Consider the following 19,561-nt stretch of genomic DNA (forward strand, 5'->3'; position numbering starts at 1 on the left):
TTTGGCCCTGTAGCGCTGCCCACTTTCCCTATGAAACTCGCCAATTATCACGCCATTTTTATTGACTAAAATATATTGTTCATCCGTTGTATTAATGTGACTCCGAAATAACTTTAATTAAATTTATGATCACTTAGTTGACGAGGTTGCTATAGTTTAAGCCTATAGTATTTTCCAAAAACCTATATCCACCACGTTCACGGGAGCGCTTCAATGGCATCGAATCACCTGAGTCTCAAGCCGCTGATGTTAGCGGTAACACTGGCCTGCACCACCCTCGCCCACGCCGACGACGGCCGCAAGTCCTACATCGTGCAACTGACCGAGCAGCCGCTGGCCACCTACACCGGCGGACTCAACGGCATGCGCGCCACCAAGGCGGCGGCCGGCCAGCGCCTTGACCCGAACAGCGCCGCCGCGCGCCTGTACCGCGCCTACCTCGACAGCCGCCAGGCCCAGGCCAAGGCACTGCTGCGCCCCGACGCCGTCGGCCACCAGTACCAGCTGGTGTTCAACGGTTTTGCCGCCCGCCTCAGCGAAGCCGAGGTCGCCATGCTCAAGGGCAGCGGCCGGGTTGCCAGCATCACCCCGGACGAGCGCCACGAGGTGGTCACCAACTACACCCCAACCTTCCTCGGCCTCGATCAACCGGGCGGCCTGTGGGAGCAACTGGGCGGCAAGGACAAGGCCGGCGAGGACATCATCGTCGGCGTGATCGACACCGGCGTCTGGCCGGAAAACCTGTCCTACGCCGACCGCGTCGACGGCGACGGCCAGCCGACCTTCGACAGCAGCGGCACGCTGGCCTACGGCGCGCCGCCGGCGCGCTGGAAGGGCGCCTGCCAAACCGGCGAGGGCTTTACCACCGACGACTGCAACAACAAGCTGATTGGCGCGCGCTATTTCGACAAGGGCTTCCGCGCCTACGGGGCGCCGATCCACTGGAGCGAGTTCCGCTCGCCGCGCGATTCCCTGAGCGGGCCGGCCGGCGACGGCGGCCACGGCACCCACACCTCCAGCACGGCGGCCGGCAACGCCAAGGTGCCGGCGGTGGGCGGCAACGGCGACAAGCTCGGCGTGCGCACCGGCATCGCGCCGCGTGCGCGACTGGCCGTCTACAAAGTCTGCTGGAGTTACCGGCCGACCGACAGCGACATCAAGAACAGCTGCTTCGAGAGCGACAGCGTGGCCGCCATCGAGGCGGCCGTGGCCGACGGCGTCGATGTTCTGAACTTTTCGATCAGCGGCGGCGAGAGCCCGCTGGAGCCGGTCGAGCAAGCGTTCCGTCACGCGGTGGAGGCGGGCGTGTTCGTGGCCGCCGCCGGCGGCAACGACGGCCCGGCTAACCAGGTCAACCACGTCGCCCCGTGGCTGACCACGGTGGCTGCCGCCGCTCACGACCGCACCCAGCGCGCCCGCATCGCGCTTGGCAACGGCCAGTACTATAGCGGCATCTCGATCAGCACCAAGGCGCTGCCGGCCACGGCGCTGATCTACGGCGGCGCGGCGCTGGCGGCGGGCGGCAGCGCCAGCTTCGCCGAGCAGTGCCTTAGCAAAGCCACCGCCGGCGGCGTGCCGCAGCTCGACCCGGCCAAGGTCAGCGGCAAGATCGTCGCCTGCCAGCGCGGCAACAACCCGCGCACCGACAAGGCCGAGGCCGTCAAGGAGGCCGGCGGCATCGGCATGATCATGCTGGACGACGGCAACGGCCCGCTGATCGACATGTACAGCGTGCCGACCATCCACGTCGACCAGGCCGACGGCCAGGCCATCCGCGCCTACGCCACCAGCAGCGGCGCCACCGCCGCCATGTCGGCCAGCGAGCAGGTGCCGACCTACGGCCCGACCCTGGCCGCATTCTCGTCGCGCGGCCCGAATCGCTTCGACCCGGGCGTGCTCAAGCCGGACATGGCCGCGCCCGGCGTCGACATCCTGGCCGGCATCGCGCCGAGCCTGAGCGCCGCCCAGCGCAGCGCCGTGATCGCCGGCAGCGCGCCGGCCTACAGCCAGTCGGCCTATATGTCCGGTACCTCGATGGCGACGCCGCACGTGGCCGGCCTGGCCGCGCTGCTCAAGCAACGCCACCCGGGCTGGTCGCCGGCCGCCATCAAGTCGGCGCTGATGACCAGCACCCGCACCGTGCTGCCGACCGACCTCAGCGGCGATCAGGACGGCACCCTGCCGTGGGGCCAGGGCGCTGGCCTGGTGCTGCCGAACGGCGCCGCCGATCCCGGCCTGGTGTACGACATGGGCAGCACCGACTACCAGAAATACCTGTGCGGCGTCACCACCGACCCGACCGACTGCGCCAACGGCGCACTCAACGGCTACGCGCTGAACCTGGCCTCGATCACCGTGCCGGGCGTGGTGGGCAACAAGTCGGTCAGCCGCCGCGTCACCAACGTGGGCGACAAGCTGGCGATCTACACGCCGAACGTGCGCCTCGACGGCTTCGATGTCTCGATCTCGCCGCCGTCGCTGCAACTGGCGCCGGGCGAGACCCAGAGCTACACGGTCAGCCTGTCGCGCGACACGGCCATGCCGGGCGTGTGGCAAATGGGGGAACTGGTGTGGAGCGACGGCGAGCACAACGTGCGCAGCCCGCTGCAGGCGCGCTACAACGACGGCGTGGAAGCACCGGAGCGGGTCTCCGCCACCACCACCAGCGGCAGCCGCCAGGTCGAGGTGCAGACCGGCTTCGAAGGCCAGCTGGCCGCCGAGCGCGGCGGCATGCGCGAGTACACCCGTCTGGCGCAAACCGTGACACAGGCGGCCCGGAGCGCGACGGAAACGCTGCAAACCGTGGCGCAGGCCTGCGTGCAGCGCGGCCCCGGCGTCAAGACGACTTCGCTGGCCATCCCGAACAAGACCATCGTGGCGCGCTTCGAGCTGACCAACCTGGAGACCTCGGGCGGCGCCGACGACGACCTCGACTTGTACTTGTTCGATCAGTCGAACCGCCTGATCGCCGCCAGCGCCCACACCGACTCCAACGAGAGCATCACGCTGCACAACCTGTCGATGGGCATCGTAAAAGCCTGCGTGGTCGGCTACAAGCTGAAGAACGGCGCCAGCACCAACTACACGCTGTCATGGGCCACCGCAATCCCGAACGACACCAAGGGCAACGTGAAAGTGGCGCTGCCGTCCTCGGTCAAGATTGGCGGCACCTCCACGGTGGACGTCAGCTGGAGCGGACTGGAAAAAGGCAAGCACTACCTCGGCGGCGTGCTGTTCTACAACCCGCAGGGCGGCATCAAGTCGGTCACCGAGATCAACGTCGATACGCGTGACGTGACGCCGTCCAGCGGCGTGGCGTACGCCAAGCCCACTAATATTGAGATTGAACCGTAAGCAGCTCAGTGGCGTCCGCCGCCGGTGAGGAACAGCACGATCGCCACGCCGGCGGCGATCAGTAGTACCTGGGGAATCGATTCGCGCAGGGTGGCCCGGCGCTGCATTTGCGGCATCAGGTCACTCACGGCGATGTAGATGAAGCCGGACGAAGCAAACACCAGCACGTAGGGAATCAGGCTGCTGGCGCGATCCAGCGTGTAGTAGCCGAGCAAGCCGCCGGCAATCGCCAGCAGGCTGCACAGCAAGTTGTAGACGTAAGCGCGGGTACGCGAGAAACCGGCATTCAGCAGCACGATGAAGTCGCCGATTTCCTGCGGAATCTCGTGGGCGATAATCGCCAGGCCAGTAATCAAGCCCAGCTGCGGATCGGCCATGAAGGCGGCCGCAATCAAGATACCGTCGGTGAAGTTGTGCATGCCGTCGCCGACCAGGATCATCCAGCCCGCCTTGCCCGCTTCGTGCTTGTCGTGGCCATGGTGATGGTGGTGGCCGTCATGCTCGTGATGATGCGAATGACGCAAGATAGCCAATTTTTCAAGCAGGAAGAACGCCAGCAAGCCGCCCAGCAGCGTGGCGAACAGGCTGCGCGCGCTGGCCTGCGACTCGAACGCTTCCGGCAAGGCATGCAGCAGCGAGGTCGACAGCATAATGCCGACCGACAGGCTGACCATGCGCTCGACCACCTTGGACAGCAGCGTAAACGAGAACACGGCTGCCGCAGTGATGCTCACTACGCCAGCCAGTGTGGTGGCCAGAATGATAGAAATGAGTACGGGATCGATGGTATAGCCTCTGGTACTGAAGCCGCGCGCGCTGCCGCGCGGGCCGGGGACGCTATTTTACCCTCAAATGACAGTGTGTTGCATTAACCGGCCCAATTCCGGGATTAATGCGCCTGATCCCAGTTCGCGCCCACGCCCACTTCGGCAATCAGCGGCACCTTCAGCTGCGCCACGCCGGCCATCAATTCCGGCAGCTTTTGCTTGACCAATTCCAGCTCCGCATCCGGCACTTCCAGCACCAGTTCGTCGTGCACTTGCATGATCATCTTGGTGCCGAGCTTTTCGGTTTCCAGCCAGCCCTGCACCGCAACCATTGCCAGTTTGATCAGATCCGCCGCCGTGCCCTGCATCGGCGCGTTAATTGCCGCGCGTTCTGCACCTTGGCGGCGCGGGCCGTTCGGCGAATTGATCTCCGGCAGCCACAGGCGGCGGCCGAACACGGTCTCGACGTAGCCGCGCGCTTTGGCCTGCAGGCGGGTGTCGTCCATGTACTGCTTCACGCCGGCAAAGCGGGCGAAGTAGCGCTCGATGTAGCTCTGCGCCGCGCCGCGCTCGATGCCGAGATTGCCGGCCAGGCCAAACGCGCTCATGCCGTAGATCAGGCCGAAGTTAATCACCTTGGCATAGCGGCGCTGCTCGCTTTCCACCGATTCCGGCGCAACGCCAAAGATTTCAGCGGCGGTAGCACGGTGAATGTCCACGCCTTCGGCAAACGCGCGCAGCATGTTCTCGTCTTCCGAAATGTGCGCCATGATGCGCAGTTCGATTTGCGAGTAGTCGGCCGACACGATGTGCGAACCAGCCGGCGCCACGAAGGCTTCGCGGATGCGGCGGCCTTCCTTGGTGCGGATCGGAATGTTTTGCAGGTTAGGATCGTTGGACGCCAGGCGGCCCGTCACCGCCACCGCTTGCGCGTAGTTGGTGTGCACGCGGCCGGTTTGCTTGTTGATGCCCTTCGGCAGCTTGTCGGTGTAGGTCGATTTCAGCTTGGACAGGCTGCGGTATTCCAGCAGCACTTTCGGCAGCGGGTAATCTTCGGCCAGCTTTTGCAGCACTTCCTCGTCGGTCGACGGCGCGCCGCTAGGCGTTTTCTTCACCACCGGCAGCTTCAGTTTCTCGAAGAAGATTTCACCGATCTGCTTTGGCGAGCCGAGGTTGAACGGCTGCTCGGCCAGTTCATGCGCCTTGGCTTCCAGTTCGGCGATGCGCGCGCCCAATTCCGCCGATTGCGTTTCCAGCAGCGCGGCGTCGATCTGCACGCCGTTGCGCTCGATCTTTTGCAGCACCACGGCGGTGGGCAACTCGATATTGCGGTAGATGAAGTTGAGCTTCTCGTCCTTCTCCACTTCGCCGATCATGCTCTGGTGCAGGCGCAGCGTGATGTCGGCGTCTTCCGCCGCGTACTCGGTAGCGCGGTCGATGGCAACCTGGTCGAAGGTAATCATGCTGGCGCCCTTGCCGCACACGTCCGCGAACGGAATCGTGGTGTGGTTCAGGTGGCGCAGCGCCAGCGAATCCATATCGTGCGAGCGGTGCGATTCAAACACGTACGATTCCAGCAGCGTATCGTGGTGGATGCCTTGCAGCGACACGCCATGGTTGGCGAAGATGTGGCTGTCGTACTTGAGGTTCTGGCCGACCTTCAGCTTGGTGGCGTCTTCCAGCCATGGCTTCAGCTTGGCCAGCACATGCTCGCGCTCCAGCTGCTGTGGCACGCCCTGGTAAGCGTGCGCCACCGGAATGTAGCAAGCCTCGCCCGCTTTCACCGACAGCGAAATGCCGACCAGCTGCGCCGTCATCGGCTCCAGCGAAGTGGTCTCGGTGTCGACGGCGGTCAGCTCGGCGGCGTTGATCAGCGCGATCCACTTGTCCAGCTGCTCTTCCGTGTAGACGGTTTCGTAGGTGGCGACCACCGGTTCCGCAAACAGGTCGCCGTTGACCGACGCCGCGCCGCCCACCGGTGCATCCAGCGACACCTTGACGGTGGCAGCCGGGCCGCCAGTAGCCGCCGCCGCGCCCAGTTCGCGCAGCAGCGTTTTGAAGCCGTATTTGCTGAAGAAGTCCAACAGCGCCGGCTTGTCTTCCTCGCGGGCGACCAGCGATTCGCTGATCGACACCATGTGGCCCGACAAATCGCAATCCAGTTTCACGGTAATCAGCTCACGGCCCTTCGGCAGCCATTCCAGCGCATCGCGCAGGTTCTGGCCGACGGCGCCGGTAATGTTGGCGGCATTGGCGATCACGCCGTCCAGCGAATCGTACTGGGTCAGCCACTTGAGCGCGGTTTTCGGGCCGCACTTGGAGACGCCCGGCACATTATCGACGGTATCGCCGATCAGGGTCAGGTAATCGATGATGCGGTTAGGCGGCACGCCGAATTTGGCCAGCACGCCCGCCTCGTCCATCTTCTCATTGGTCATGGTATTGATCAGCATGACCTTGTCGTTGACCAGCTGCGCCAAGTCCTTGTCGCCGGTGGACACCACCACGTTCATGCCGGCCTTGGCCGCCTCCACCGACAAAGTGCCGATCACGTCATCGGCCTCCACGCCCTCCACCATCAAAATCGGCCAGCCCATGGCCTTGACCGCCTCGTGGATCGGCTCGATCTGCAAGCGCAAGTCATCCGGCATGGACGCGCGGGTGGCCTTGTATTCCGGGTACATATCATCACGGAAGGTCTTGCCCTTGGCGTCGAATACGCAGGCGATGTAGGCAGCCGGGAAATCCGCGCGCAGGCGGCGCAGCATATTGACCATGCCGTGCATGGCGCCGGTCGGGTGGCCGTCCGGGCTGCGCAGGTCTGGCAGCGCGTGGAAAGCGCGGTAAAGATAGCTGGAGCCGTCTACTAACAACAGGGTATTTTGCATAGGAACTATATGATGAGGATGACGCGTGAATGCAACATTATCGCAGGTGTTACAATGGATCATACACAAAAAAATACCAAGCTTTCTCTCTGCTAAAGGCGAGCCATCATGAAGCGCATCTCTCTCATCCTCCTGGCCTTGGTTGCCCAAACGGCGTTTGCCCAGTCGACGCCGAGCCAGGCGCCGCCCAAGCTGGAAAAGATCGAAGAATTCGTCGAAGACCCGATTACGGTCACCGCCAAGCCTAACGCGGAAGGCAAGATTGCCGAAAAACGCGACAACAGCGGTAATGTCACCGAAGCGACCGTCAAAAGCGGCCCAAGCACTTACACCCTGCGTCCCAACCACCCGCCCGGCGATACCACCAACGGTACCAACCGCGGCCCGATGTGGACGGTGCTAGAGTTCGACATCGGCAAGAAGAAAAAGAAAACGGACGAAGAGGCAGTGCAGGAAAACGCGCCGCCACCGCCGCCCACCACCAAATAACCAGATTCACCGAACTCATTACACTTTCACATGGCAGTCTTTACCCCGGTATCGCTGGAAGATGTCACCCAGTGGATCACCCAATTTCCGCTCGGCCAAGCGCTTGAGCTCAAAGGCATCAGTTCCGGCATCGAGAACAGCAACTTCTTCCTGACGACCGAGCGCGGCGAGTACGTGCTCACCATCTTTGAGAACCTGTCGTTTGAACAGCTGCCGTTTTACCTCAATTTAATGCGCCATCTGGCCGACCGCGGCGTGCTGGTGCCGGCGCCGATCGCCAACGACAAGGGCGAGCTGATTACGGCGCTGCACGGCAAGCCGGCCTCCATCGTCACCAAGCTGGAAGGCAGCTCGCAGATGTCGCCGCAGCCGGTGCATTGCGCCGAAGTAGGCGCCATGCTGGCCAAGATGCACCTCGCCGGTCTCGACTACAAGCTGCAACAACCGAATCTGCGCGGCCTCGACTGGTGGCATGAAACCACGCCGCTGGTACTGCCTTATATCCCGGAAGACAAGGCGCAACTGCTGAAGTCCGAAGTGCACTACCAGGAAACCTTTGCCGCTTGCGATCATTACAAGCAGCTGCAAGTGGGCCCGGTGCACGCCGACCTGTTCCGCAACAACGTGATGTTCGACGGCGAGCGCCTGACCGGCTTCTTCGACTTCTACTTTGCCGGCTGCGATACCTGGCTGTTCGACGTGGCCGTCACCGTCAACGACTGGTGCATCAACCTCGATACCGGCGTGCTGGACGAAGCCCGCGTGCGCGCCATGCTGGACGCCTACCACGCCGTGCGCCCGTTCACGGAAGCCGAAACGCACGCATGGCAGACCATGCTGCGCGCCGGTGCGCTGCGCTTCTGGCTGTCGCGCCTGTACGATTTCTACCGTCCGCGCGAGGCTGAAATGCTGACGCCGCACGATCCGACTCACTTCGAACGCATCCTGCGTGAACGCATCGCCACGCCGGCGCCGGAGCTGTTCTGATGGAAAAATTACCCGCACGCGTAGGCTGGCACTGGGTCAAGCAAGGCTTCGCGGTATTCCGCAAACAGCCCGGCGCCTTGATGGCCATCCTGTTCAGCTGCATGTTCGTGTCGCTGCTGTCGACCATCTTGCCGGTGGTCGGCGTGTTGCTGCCGGCCTTGCTGGCGCCGATGTTCAGCATCGCCCTGTTGCAAGGCTGCGCCGACATCGACAACGGCAAGCGCGCCATGCCGAATCTGCTGGTGGCCGGTTTCAAGTCGCCGATGAGCAAGCAATTGCTGCTGCTGGGCGTGGTGTATGTGGCGGTGGTGGGCGTGGCCTTCCTCGCGCTGCAACTGCTGGGCGCGGACGCTATCGCGCAGATCAACGAGAATCCGGGCAAGCTCGATCCAAAAATGGTCAGCGGCTTGCAGGGCGCGGCGTTCACGGCGTCGCTGATCTATATGGGCGGCTGGATGCTGACTTGCCTGGCTGCGCCGCTGATCTACTGGCAGAAAATGGCGCTGGGTAAGGCGCTGTTCTTCAGCGTGGTGACGGTGGTGCGCGAGATCAAGGCGTTTGCCGTGATGATGGTGTCGCTGTACGCGCTGTGCCAGCTGATGGGCGTGATTCCACTACTGCTGTTCGGTTCACCGCAGCTGGCGTTTGCGGCCATCTTCAGTATCATCCTGATGCTGATCGTGGTGATGCATTGCAGCTTGTATGCTGCCTACCGCCAGATCTTCGGCCCGCCGCAGACGGCAGCGCCTGCGACGGTCGATCTTAACAAGCTTTAAAGCCGTTCCAGCTTGGCGATGCTCAGATCCAGCACTTTCATGCCGGCAGCGCCAAAGTTGATCTGAGCGCGGGCGTTGTTGCCGCTGCCCTCGATATTCACAATCACGCCCTCGCCAAACTTGGCGTGGGCCACTGATTGACCTAGGCGCCAGCCCGAACTGGCTTCCGCCGCCTTGCTGGCAATCTTCTGCGCCAGCGCCTTGTCCGAGCCCACCAGCGGCGCTTCATCCCACGCCGATTTCTTCGCACCGAACCAGCTAGGCTGGACCTTCGGCGTCAGCCATTTCAGCGCATCTTCCGGCAGCTCATCAAAGAAACGCGACTTCATGTTGTAGCGGGTTTGGCCATGCAACATGCGGGTCTGCGCAAAGCTCAGGTACAGACGCTGGCGCGCGCGCGTAATCGCCACGTACATCAGGCGGCGTTCTTCTTCCACGCCGTCATGCTCGCGCGAGCTGCTCTCGTGCGGGAACAAGCCCTCTTCCAGGCCGGTGATGAAGACGTTGTTGAACTCCAGGCCCTTGGCCGAGTGCACCGTCATCATCTGCACTGCTTCCTGGCCGATGGTGGCTTGATTGTCGCCGGCCTCCAGCGAAGCGTGCGACAGGAAGGCCGACAGCGGCGACATTACGGTTGCCAGCGGCGCATCGGCGTCGAGAATCTCAAAGCCGTCTTCATTGACCACTGCCATGCCGGACGCAGCCTGCGACTGCGGGCCGAGGTGCGCAGGCGCGCCCTGCCCGTAGCCTTCTTCGGACACGAACTGGGTGGCCGCGCTGACCATCTGCTCCAAGTTTTCGATGCGGTCTGCGCCTTCTTTTTCAGTGGCGTAGTGGCTCAGCAGTGTGGACTGCTCCAGCACCACGCGCACCAGCTCCGGCAGGGCCATTTGCTGCGTTTCAAAACGCGTGCCTTCGATCAGCTTGACGAAGCCGGCCAGCGAAGTGCCGGCCTTGCCGGTCACGTACGGCACCGCCGCATACAGCGAAATGCCGTACTGGTCGGCCGCCGCTTGCAGCGTCTCGATCGAACGCACGCCGATACCGCGCGCCGGGAAATTCACCACGCGCAGGAAGGCCGAATCGTTGTGCGGATTGTCCATCAGTTGCAGGTAGGCGATGGCGTGCTTGACCTCGGCGCGCTGGAAGTAGCGCAGGCCGCCGTACACATGGTACGGAATGCCGGCCGAGAACAGCGCATGTTCAATCACGCGCGACTGCGCATTCGAACGGTACAGCACGGCGATTTCGCTGCGCGATGCGCCGTCGTGAATCAGGTTCTTGGTCTCTTCAATAATCCACGATGCTTCGGACAGATCCGAATTGGCCTCGTACACGCGCACTTGCTCGCCGTGGCCAGCGTCGGTACGCAGGTTCTTGCCGAGACGCTTGCTGTTATTGGCGATCAGCACGTTGGCCGCGTCCAGAATGTGGCCGTGCGAGCGGTAGTTCTGCTCCAGCTTGATCAGATTCTTGACGTTGTACTCGCGCTCGAAAGCGCTCATATTGCCGACGTTGGCGCCACGGAAGGCGTAAATCGACTGGTCATCGTCGCCCACCGCAAACAGCGCGCCGCCGTTCTGGCTGCCGTGGCCGGACATCAGCTTCAGCCACTTGTATTGCAGATCATTGGTATCCTGGAACTCGTCGACCAGAATGTGCTGGAAGCGCTGCTGGTAATGCTCGCGCAGCGGCTGGTTGCGCACCAGCAGTTCGTAGGTGCGCAGCAGCAGCTCGGCGAAATCGACCACGCCTTCGCGCTGGCACTGGTCATCGTAAAGCTGATACAGCTCGACCTTCTTGCGCTCATCGGCGTTGTACGGATCGATCTTATCGGCGCGCAGGCCTTGATCCTTGGCGCCGTTGATGAAGTACATCACCTCCTTCGGCGGAAACTTCTCGTCATCGACGTTATTGGCTTTCAGCAAGCGCTTGATGGCCGACAGCTGGTCTTGCGAATCCAGAATCTGGAAGGTCTGCGGCAGCGCGGCATCGCGGTGATGAGTGCGCAGCAAGCGGTTGCAAAGACCGTGGAAAGTGCCGATCCACATGCCGCGCGTATTAATCGGCAGCATGGCGGACAGGCGGGTCAGCATTTCCTTGGCGGCCTTGTTGGTAAAGGTCACGGCCAGAATGCCGGAAGGCGACACCTGGCCGGTTTGAATCAGCCAGGCGATACGGGTGGTCAGAACGCGGGTTTTACCGGAGCCGGCGCCCGCCAGAATCAGGGCGCTCTGGGCGGGCAAGGTAACAGCGGCAAGCTGCTCGTCGTTGAGGTTATGGAGAAGATTTTGCATCCCGTGATTATACCGGGATGCGTGTCATCAGGCCGATGGTGCCGGGACGGCCTTACCGTTTTGCAAACTCTCCTGCATCAGAGTGCGCAGCACGCGTTCAGCTTCGCGCACGGCTTCAGAGTGCTTGACGTTGAGTTCGGTCATGCGCACGTTCATCTCGCCCATTGGACGGCTGGCTTCGGCCATTTTCTGGTTCAGCGCTTTCATAGGGCCGTCCTGCTCGTGCAGCTTGGACATCTTCGCGCTCAGCTCGCGCTGATACTCGCTCATCTGCTTTTGCAGTGGCGCCATTTCCGCTTGCAGGGCCGCCATTTTCTGGGCGAATTCGCGGGACTTTTCAGGCGTGTTGTCAGCGCTGATTTCACGCGCTGCCCTGTCCATGCGGCGAGCGACTTTTTCCTGCTCACGCGCCAATTGTTCCATCTGGCGCTGATGCACCGCTGCTTCACGCTCGGCCTGCTTGCTGAACTGGCCGGCAGCGCTGTTCATCTCTTCGCCGATGGCGTTCATGATTTTGCCCTGGGCTTCCATCTTCTTGCCCTGTGCCTCCATTTGTTCGCCAATGCTGTTGACCGGCGCCCAGGCACTGTCGATCTTGGCCATCGCGGCGGGATCCTGGATCAGGTAAGTCTTGTCGCCCTCGCGGAACCAGAGGAAGTCGCCCTTCACCTTGTCGCGCAGGGCTGCAACTTTGCGGATATCCATTGTTGACGCGGAAACCGTGATGGCCTCCCGGTTGCTGCGGACGATGGCATAGTTGCCGCTCACCGGTTCCGGGCTGTAGGCAAAGCGGTCAATCTTGAGCTTGACTTGGCCAGCAGGCAAAGCTGGCAAGGCCGGTGTCGCAGGAATGGCTGGCGTAGCAGGAGCCGCAGGCAGTGCCGGCGTGGCCGGGATGGCTGGCACGGCCGGAACGGCAGGCAAGGCAGGTGCAGCCGGATCAAGCTGCGCGACACGCGCCGGCGGTGCTGGCGGAGCCGGTGGCGCGGCAGGTTCAGGCAAGTTGGCCACGGCCGGCGGCGCAGGCGGTGCGGCCGGTTCAACCAGTGCAGGCGGTTCTGGCGGGGCCGGTGGTTCCGGCGGCTGCGGTGCGGCGTGAACATAGAATACGGCGCCGGCCGCCAGCAGGCCGGCCAACGGTACGGCCATCTTCCAGCTAACCGGTTCAACATCGGGACGCAGCAGGCGTTTGATACGAGACATGAGATTTCCTCCGTGAGCCGCATGGGCTAGTTGTGTAGTGTCGAACTGAAAGCGATCCAGTTGCGACAGGGCTTGCGCCAGCTTGTGCGGCTGGCCGAGCATATCCACGGCAAGGTCGTCGGCGATTTGTTCTCGCTCAATCCGTATCCTGCGCGATATGGCCCAAACACTAGGGTGATAGAACAGCACGATTTCAATCGCGCTTTGTATGAGGTTCACGAGGTAGTCGTGACGCTTGATGTGCGCCAGTTCATGCGCCAGCAGCGCTTCCAGCAGATCGACCGGCATGCCGGTGATCAGCGCGGCCGGCACCAACACGATGGGCTTGAAGCAGCCGGCAGTAATCGGGCTATCGAGCTGGTCGGCCACGCCAAGACGCACGTGCTGCTCAATGCCGAAGCGGCGCGCCAGCTCGGACAAGCGGCGCTGCCAGTAAGGATTGTTGGTGAATTCGTCCGGGCGCGTGCGATCCGCAACCCATTTCAGGCCGATTGCCAAGCGCAGTGCCATCAGCGCGGCACCGGCCAGCCACAAGCCGACGATCCATGGCAGTTGGCGGCGCAACACATTCTGCGCGGCGTCCAGCGTGCCGTTATCGATGATGCCATGCGCAGCAGGTGCCAGAACGGAGAATACGACGGAGCTGCTGTCGGCCGAGACGGCCACAGTGGCCGCCTTGGCCGCGCCGGCGGCGGCAACGGCACGCGCATCAGCCAGTTGCATCAAAATACTCGACAGCGGCAACACCGCGCACAGCAGCAGCGCGCCGCAAGCCACGGCATAACGCGTCTGCGGCCGCGCCTTGCGCAGCAAATACATGGCCAGCGTCAGCGCCCAGCCGATCAGCAGCCCCTGCCAGACAAAGTGCAGCAGCGCCCAGCCGGTGGCAGGCACCAGCGCTGGTAACAGCGAAGTCAGTTCTTGATTCATTGCCGCACTCCCAAATGATGGATGTAGAATAAATTATCTAGATCGCGATGTCTAGAATTTTTTTTCTACATCCAAGCCGGGTGCAGCATCAAACCTGCCAGCCGCCTCCCAGCGCTTTGACTAATTGTACGCTGGCCTGCATGCGCCGCAGCTGGATGGCGGATGCCGCCAACTGCGCCTGCAAGGCCGCGTTCTGGCTGACCGCCACCTCCAGATAGGTCGCCACTCCACCCTTGTAGCGATAATTCGACTGCTCCAGCGCACGGCCGGCCGCCGCAGCCGCCGCTGCCTGGCTGGCGCCCTGCTGCTCCAGCTCGCGCAGCGCCACCAGGCTGTCCTCGACGTCGCGATACGCCGCCAGCACCGTGTTACGGTAATTCGCCACCTGTTCGTCGTAAGCCGCCTGCGCCTGCTGGTTCTGCGCGTTGCGGCGGCCACCGTCGAACAGGGTCAGCGCCGCCAGCGGGCCCACCGACCACGCGCGGCTCGGCGCCTGCAACCAGCTACCGGTCTGCGTGCTGTCGTAGCCGAATGCGGCTGCCAAGCTGAACACCGGGAAGTAAGCCGCCTTGGCCACGCCGATGCTGGCGTTGGCTGCTGCCACCCGGCGCTCGGCCGCCGCCACGTCGGGACGGCGCTCCAGCAGCGCCGACGGCAGGCCGGGATCGATGGCCGGTGGCGCTACGCTCTCTGCCAGCGCCCGCGGCGCCAGCTTGAAGCTGCTCGGATTTTCGCCCAGCAGCACGGCAATGGCATGCTCGGTCTGCGCGCGGTGCAGCCGCAGGTCAGCCGCCTTGGTGCGCGCCGTCTCCAGCTGTGCCTGCGCCTGCGCGACGTCGATGGATGCCGCCGCACCGCCCTTGAACAGGTTCTCGGTCAGTTGCAGCGCTTTGGCATATTCTTCGACCACGCGCTCCAGCAGCAGTTGTTGCGCATCATCGCTGCGCAAGCTGAAATAGTCCGACGCCAGCTCGGCGCGCAGTGACAATTCCAGCGTCGCCACGTCCGCGGTGCTGGCCTGCTCGCCCGCCTCCGCCGCCGACACTTGATTACGCACGCGCCCAAACACGTCCAGCTCGTACGACAAGTCCAGCCCGAGGCTGTAGTTGTTCCCCACCGGCTCCGCGCCCGGCTTGAAGCCCGGCGCATTCACCGAGGTACGCGCGCGCGTGGCGCCGGCTTTTGCCTCCACCGTTGGGTAGCGGTTGGCGCCGGCGAACTGGGTTTGCGCCCGCGCCTGTTGCAGCCGCGCCAGCGCGGCCTGCAAGCCCTGATTGCCCACGCTGATCTTGTCTTGCAGCGCGTCCAGGCCGGCGTCGCCGTACACCTTCCACCACTGGCCACGCGCCAGCGCGTCGGCGGGCTGCGCCTGTTTCCAGCCCGCCGCTTCCTGGAAAGCGGCAGCCGGGGCCGCCGATTCCGGGACGTGATAAGCCGGCGCCAGCGAGCAGCCGGCCAGCCCGGCCGCGAGCAGCGCCAATATCAATGGCCGCATCATGGCTTCACCTTTTGCGGCGTGGTTTTCACCGTCGCGCCGTCGACCAGCGAATCGGGTGGATTGAGGATCACCACGTCATTTGCGGTCAAGCCGTCCAGCACCTCGATGGTGGCGCCGAAATCGCGGCCCTGCTTGATGCTCTTGAGCTTGACGCGATTGTCGGCGCCAACCGTGGCCACCTGCAGGCCGGCGGAGCGGAACAGCACCGTGTTGGCCGGCAGGCGCACCGTCTCCGCCGCATCCGGGAACTTGAAATGTACCTCGACGTATGCGCCGGGGAACAGCTCGCCGTCGGCATTATCAAGCGCCAGTTCCACCTGCAAGGTGCGCGACACCGGATCCAGCGCGCGCGAGGTGCGCACTGCCTGGGCCTCGTACTTCTTGCCGGGACGCTCATCGAAGCGCAGCTCGGCCGGCAAGCCGGGCTTGGCCAACGCCGCGTACTTGCCCGGCAGCTGGACGTAGATGCGCAGCTTGCGCGTGTCGGCCAGGCGGAATAATTCGCTGCCGGCGCTCTGGCCGCCGTTGATCAGCGCCCCGGTGTCGGTGCGGCGCGCGGTAATTACGCCGTCGAACGGCGCCACCACGCGCTTGAACGATTCCAGATCGCGCAGGCGGGCGACGTTGGCCGCTGCTGCGTCGACCGCCGCCTTCTTGGCCTGCGCGTCGCCGAGCTTCTGGTCCGCGTCTTGCGCCGAGACCGACTGTGTCGCCAGCAGCCCTTTCCAGCGCTCACTGGTGGTGTTCGCCAGTGCATAGTTGGCCTGCGCGGTGGCCAGGTCGGCGCTGGCCTGGCGCAGTTGCTGATCGATTTCCGGCGTATCGATTTCCGCCAGCAGCTCGCCCTTCTTGACGCTGGCGCCGATATCGGGGTGCCAGGCCTTCAAGTAACCGCTGGTACGCGCGTAGATGGTGGCCTCGGTCTGCGCCTGCACGCTGCCCGGCAACACCAGCTCGTCGCCGCCGGTGCTGTGCACCGGCTTGGCGACAACGACGTTGATGACGGCGCCACTGGCGGCATCCTGCGCCAGCGCATCGCGCGCCTGCAGGCGGGTGCTGATGCCCCACGCCGCCAGCACCAGTGCGGCCACCGGCAAAATAATCAAAGCTTTACGAGACATGGGATACCTCCAGGTTGGATGCGGCCGGCGCGGCGAAACGGCCGCGGACCACGGAAAATACGACAGGAACAAAGAACAAGGTGGCGATGGTCGCGAAGATCAAGCCGCCGATCACGGCGCGGCCCAGCGGAGCGTTCTGCTCACCGCCGTCGCCCAGGCCCAGCGCCATCGGCAGCATGCCGATGATCATGGCCAGCGCGGTCATCATCACCGGGCGCAGACGGCCATAGCCTGCTTGCAGCGCGGCCTGCCAGGCGCTGTCGCCGGCATTCAGGCGTTCGCGTGCGAAGCTCACTACCAGCACGCTATTGGCGGTCGCCACGCCCATGCACATGATGGCGCCCGTTAATGCCGGCACGCTCACCGGCGTGCGGGTCAGGAACAGCATCCAGACGATGCCGGCCAATGCCGCCGGCAGCGCCGAGATGATGATCAGCGGGTCGACCAGCGACTGGAAATTCACCACGATCAGCAGGTACACCAGCAGGATCGCGCAGGCCAGGCCGAACAGCAGGCCGTTGAACGAGGCGTGCATGGTCTGCACCTGGCCGCGCACTTCGATCTTCGAGCCTTTCGGCAAGTCCTTCCTGGACTCTTCGACGATCTGGCTGATTTGCTTGGAGACATAGCCCAGATCCAGGCCCTCGGTAGTGCCATAGATGTCGATGGTCGGCACCGCGTTGTAATGGCTGACCACCGTCGGCGAGGCATTGCGCTTGACGCTGGCAACGTTCGACAGCAGTTGCTGCTGGCCGCCGTTGGTCACGGTCAATGGCGTGTTGCCGAGGTCATTCAGCGATTGCAGCTGGTGCTGCGGGGTCTGCGTCACCACGTTGTACTGGGTGCCGTTCTTCGGGTCGTTCCAGAACGAAGGCGAAGTCTGGAAGCTGCCCGACAGCGACACCAGCAGGTTGCTGGCAACGTTCTGCTCGGTCATGCCCAGCAGCGCGGCCTTGCTGCGGTCGACGTCCACGTCGATTTGCGGGTAATCATTCTCCTGCTGGATGCGCAGGTCAGCGGCGCCGGGCACGGTGCGCAGCTTTTGCAGCAGCTTGTTGGCGAACTCGCGGTTGGCCTTCACGTTGAAGCCGCTGATCTGGATATCGAGCGGCGACGGCAGGCCGAAGTTCAGGATCTGGCCGACGATGTCGGCTGGCAGGAACGAGAAGGTCACGTCGGGGAAGTCGGCGTTAAGCTTCTTGCGCAGCTGGTGCGTCAATTCCGCCACCGGCGTGTGCCCGTCGTTCAGGTTGATGAAGATGTCGGCATCGGCCGGGCCAACCGGCGCCGAGCTGCTGTAGGCCAGGTTGATGCCCGAGTATGGCAGGCCGAGGTTATCGACCACGTTCTTGATGTCGGCAGCCGGAATGGTGGCGCGGATTTCCTTCTCGATGCGGTCGGCCAGCGCTGCGGTTTCCTCGATGCGGGTGCCGCTGCGGGCGCGCATGTGCAGCTTGATCTGGTCGCCGTTCACGCTAGGGAAGAAGTCCTGCCCCAGGCCCGGCAACGGGCCGATCGGGAAGGCGATCAGTGCGCTCAGCGCCATCGCCGCCAGGAACACGCCGGCGAACCACGGGCCGCCGCGCAGCGCCGATTCCAGCAAGGCCTTGTAGCGTTCACGCGTGCGTTCGAAGCCGCGCTCGAAACTGGCCTGGAAGCGCGCCAGCACGCCTTGGCCATCGTGGGCAGCGCCCGGAGCATGCGGCTTGAGCAGGAATTTGCACAGGGTCGGCACCAGGGTACGCGACAGCAGGTACGAGGCCAGCATCGCAAACACCACGGCTTCCGCCATCGGCGCGAACAAGAATTTCGACACGCCGGCCAGCATGAACATCGGCACGAACACGATGCAGATCGCCAGCGTCGAGACCAGCGCCGGCAGCGCGATCTGCTGCGCGCCGTCGAGGATGGCTTGCTCCACCGGCTTGCCCTGCTCCAGGTGGAAGTTGATGTTCTCGATCGTCACCGTGGCGTCGTCGACCAGGATGCCGACCGCCAGCGCCAGCCCTCCCAGCGTCATGATGTTGATGGTCTCGCCCAGCGCCGACAGCGCCGCGATCGAGGCCAGGATCGACAGCGGGATCGACACTGTGATGATCAGGGTGCTGCGCCAGCTGCCGAGGAACAGCAGGATCAGCGCGCCGGTCAGCGCGCCGGCAATGATGGCCTCGTGCACCACGCCCTTGATGGCGGCGCGCACGAAGATCGACTGGTCGCTCAGCGCCTCGATCTTCAGCTCAGGCGGCAGCTGGGCGCGGATCTGCGGCAGCTTCTCGTTGACGGCATTGATGATGTCCAGCGTCGAGGCGTTACCGGTTTTCAGCACGTTCATCAGCACCGCGCGGCGGCCGTCCAGCCGCACCATATTGGTCTGCGGCGTATAGCCGTCGCGCACGTGGGCGACGTCGCGCACATACACCACGCTGCCGTTGACGGTCTTCACCGGCAGGTTGTTGAGGTCTTCGATATTGCGCGGGCTGGAATTGAGCTTGATGAAGTATTCCGACTCGCCGATCTTCTGCGTGCCGGCCGGGATCACCAGGTTCTGTGCACTGATCGCCGCCACCACGTCGTTGCCCGACAGGCCGCGCGCGCGCAGCGCGTTCAGGTCCAGATCCACCTGCACCTGGCGCTGCTTGCCGCCGTACGGGAATGGAATTGCCGCGCCCGGCACGGTGGCCAGCGCGGTGCGCAGGATGTTATTGCCGAGGTCATAGATCTGCGATTCCGGCAGGCTGTCGCTCGACAGCGCCAGTTGCAGGATCGGCACGGTGGACGCGTTGTAGGCCAGGATCAGCGGCGGCGTGGTGCCCTGCGGCGAAAAGCCGAGCAGCGTCTGCGAGGCGCCGGTGATCTGCGAGAACGCCAGTTCCTCCTTGGCGTTCGGCTGGAAATAATACTTGACCACCGAGGTGCCGGTCACCGACTGCGACTCGGTGTGCTCGATATCGTTGACGATGGTCTGCGCCACCCGCTCCGAGAACAGCACGATGCGGTTGGCGATTTCCTCCGGCTGCAAGCCGTTGTACTTCCAGATCACGGCCGTGATTGGAATCTTAATGTTGGGGAAAATATCAGTGGCGGTCTTGGCGATGGAGTAAATCCCCGCCAACACGATCAGCACTGCCAGCACCAGAAAAGTGTACGGCCGCCGCAGCGCCGTAATAACGATCCACATAGGATACCTTTCGCAATAACGTGCATATACACGTTTTGGGTAAAAAAATTGACGGGCACAGGTTCCCCTGAAC

11 protein-coding genes are annotated in these 19,561 nt (G+C 63.6%); 4 read left to right on the forward strand and 7 right to left on the reverse strand.

Annotated features, from left to right (window positions below):
- Nucleotides 1–213 precede the first annotated feature (213 nt).
- Nucleotides 214–3,354, forward strand: a complete 3,141-nt coding sequence (locus tag GTP45_RS03855; protein ID WP_229258319.1) for a S8 family peptidase — start codon at nucleotides 214–216, stop codon at nucleotides 3,352–3,354.
- Nucleotides 3,355–3,359: 5 nt separating this feature from the next.
- On the opposite strand, the gene GTP45_RS03860 is transcribed toward GTP45_RS03855, so the two are convergent.
- Nucleotides 3,360–4,067, reverse strand: a complete 708-nt coding sequence (locus tag GTP45_RS03860; protein ID WP_371874411.1) for a ZIP family metal transporter — start codon at nucleotides 4,065–4,067, stop codon at nucleotides 3,360–3,362.
- A 176-nt stretch (nucleotides 4,068–4,243) separates the two neighbouring features.
- Nucleotides 4,244–7,009 (reverse strand): DNA polymerase I, encoded by a 2,766-nt coding sequence (polA, locus tag GTP45_RS03865; protein ID WP_161012537.1) that lies wholly within the window; start codon nucleotides 7,007–7,009, stop codon nucleotides 4,244–4,246.
- A 108-nt stretch (nucleotides 7,010–7,117) separates the two neighbouring features.
- Here polA and GTP45_RS03870 point away from each other — a divergent pair, with 108 nt between their 5' ends.
- Genes GTP45_RS03870 through GTP45_RS03880 form a run of 3 tightly spaced genes read left to right on the forward strand, consistent with a single transcriptional unit; the run spans nucleotide 7,118 to nucleotide 9,261 of the window.
- Nucleotides 7,118–7,498, forward strand: a complete 381-nt coding sequence (locus GTP45_RS03870) for a hypothetical protein (protein WP_161012538.1) — start codon at nucleotides 7,118–7,120, stop codon at nucleotides 7,496–7,498.
- 30 nt (nucleotides 7,499–7,528) lie between these two features.
- Nucleotides 7,529–8,485, forward strand: a complete 957-nt coding sequence (locus tag GTP45_RS03875) for a homoserine kinase (RefSeq protein WP_161012539.1) — start codon at nucleotides 7,529–7,531, stop codon at nucleotides 8,483–8,485.
- A complete protein-coding gene (locus GTP45_RS03880; RefSeq protein WP_161012540.1) occupies nucleotides 8,485–9,261 on the forward strand; it encodes a BPSS1780 family membrane protein in 777 nt (258 codons plus the stop codon). The genes GTP45_RS03875 and GTP45_RS03880 overlap by 1 nt, the downstream gene beginning before the upstream one ends.
- On the opposite strand, the gene GTP45_RS03885 is transcribed toward GTP45_RS03880, so the two are convergent.
- From GTP45_RS03885 to GTP45_RS03905, 5 genes are all read right to left on the reverse strand, one after another.
- Entirely contained in the window at nucleotides 9,258–11,558 is a 2,301-nt protein-coding gene (locus tag GTP45_RS03885) for a UvrD-helicase domain-containing protein (RefSeq protein WP_161012541.1), read from the reverse strand. The two genes, GTP45_RS03880 and GTP45_RS03885, sit on opposite strands and share 4 nt — an antisense overlap.
- Before the next feature lie 27 nt (nucleotides 11,559–11,585).
- On the reverse strand, nucleotides 11,586–13,691 hold the full coding sequence (locus GTP45_RS03890; RefSeq protein ID WP_161012542.1) for a M56 family metallopeptidase: 2,106 nt from the start codon (nucleotides 13,689–13,691) through the stop codon (nucleotides 11,586–11,588).
- An 88-nt stretch (nucleotides 13,692–13,779) separates the two neighbouring features.
- Nucleotides 13,780–15,189, reverse strand: coding sequence for an efflux transporter outer membrane subunit (locus GTP45_RS03895; RefSeq protein WP_217363291.1), 1,410 nt, complete (start codon nucleotides 15,187–15,189; stop codon nucleotides 13,780–13,782).
- On the reverse strand, nucleotides 15,186–16,310 hold the full coding sequence (locus tag GTP45_RS03900; protein WP_161012543.1) for an efflux RND transporter periplasmic adaptor subunit: 1,125 nt from the start codon (nucleotides 16,308–16,310) through the stop codon (nucleotides 15,186–15,188). The genes GTP45_RS03895 and GTP45_RS03900 overlap by 4 nt, the downstream gene beginning before the upstream one ends.
- A complete protein-coding gene (locus GTP45_RS03905; protein WP_161012544.1) occupies nucleotides 16,300–19,488 on the reverse strand; it encodes an efflux RND transporter permease subunit in 3,189 nt (1,062 codons plus the stop codon). The genes GTP45_RS03900 and GTP45_RS03905 overlap by 11 nt, the downstream gene beginning before the upstream one ends.
- Nucleotides 19,489–19,561 lie beyond the last annotated feature (73 nt).

The organism is Duganella rivi (assembly GCF_009857435.1).
GTDB lineage: Bacteria > Pseudomonadota > Gammaproteobacteria > Burkholderiales > Burkholderiaceae_D > Rugamonas > Rugamonas rivi.

Bases quoted from the DNA above. Each gene is read 5' to 3' on its own strand.
- GTP45_RS03855 (WP_229258319.1), top strand. From the start codon at position 214: ATGGCATCGAATCACCTGAGTCTCAAGCCGCTGATGTTAGCGGTAACA.
- polA (WP_161012537.1), bottom strand. From the start codon at position 7,009: ATGCAAAATACCCTGTTGTTAGTAGACGGCTCCAGCTATCTTTACCGC.
- GTP45_RS03870 (WP_161012538.1), top strand. From the start codon at position 7,118: ATGAAGCGCATCTCTCTCATCCTCCTGGCCTTGGTTGCCCAAACGGCG.
- GTP45_RS03875 (WP_161012539.1), top strand. From the start codon at position 7,529: ATGGCAGTCTTTACCCCGGTATCGCTGGAAGATGTCACCCAGTGGATC.
- GTP45_RS03880 (WP_161012540.1), top strand. From the start codon at position 8,485: ATGGAAAAATTACCCGCACGCGTAGGCTGGCACTGGGTCAAGCAAGGC.
- GTP45_RS03885 (WP_161012541.1), bottom strand. From the start codon at position 11,558: ATGCAAAATCTTCTCCATAACCTCAACGACGAGCAGCTTGCCGCTGTT.
- GTP45_RS03890 (WP_161012542.1), bottom strand. From the start codon at position 13,691: ATGAATCAAGAACTGACTTCGCTGTTACCAGCGCTGGTGCCTGCCACC.
- GTP45_RS03895 (WP_217363291.1), bottom strand. From the start codon at position 15,189: ATGATGCGGCCATTGATATTGGCGCTGCTCGCGGCCGGGCTGGCCGGC.
- GTP45_RS03900 (WP_161012543.1), bottom strand. From the start codon at position 16,310: ATGTCTCGTAAAGCTTTGATTATTTTGCCGGTGGCCGCACTGGTGCTG.
- GTP45_RS03905 (WP_161012544.1), bottom strand. From the start codon at position 19,488: ATGTGGATCGTTATTACGGCGCTGCGGCGGCCGTACACTTTTCTGGTG.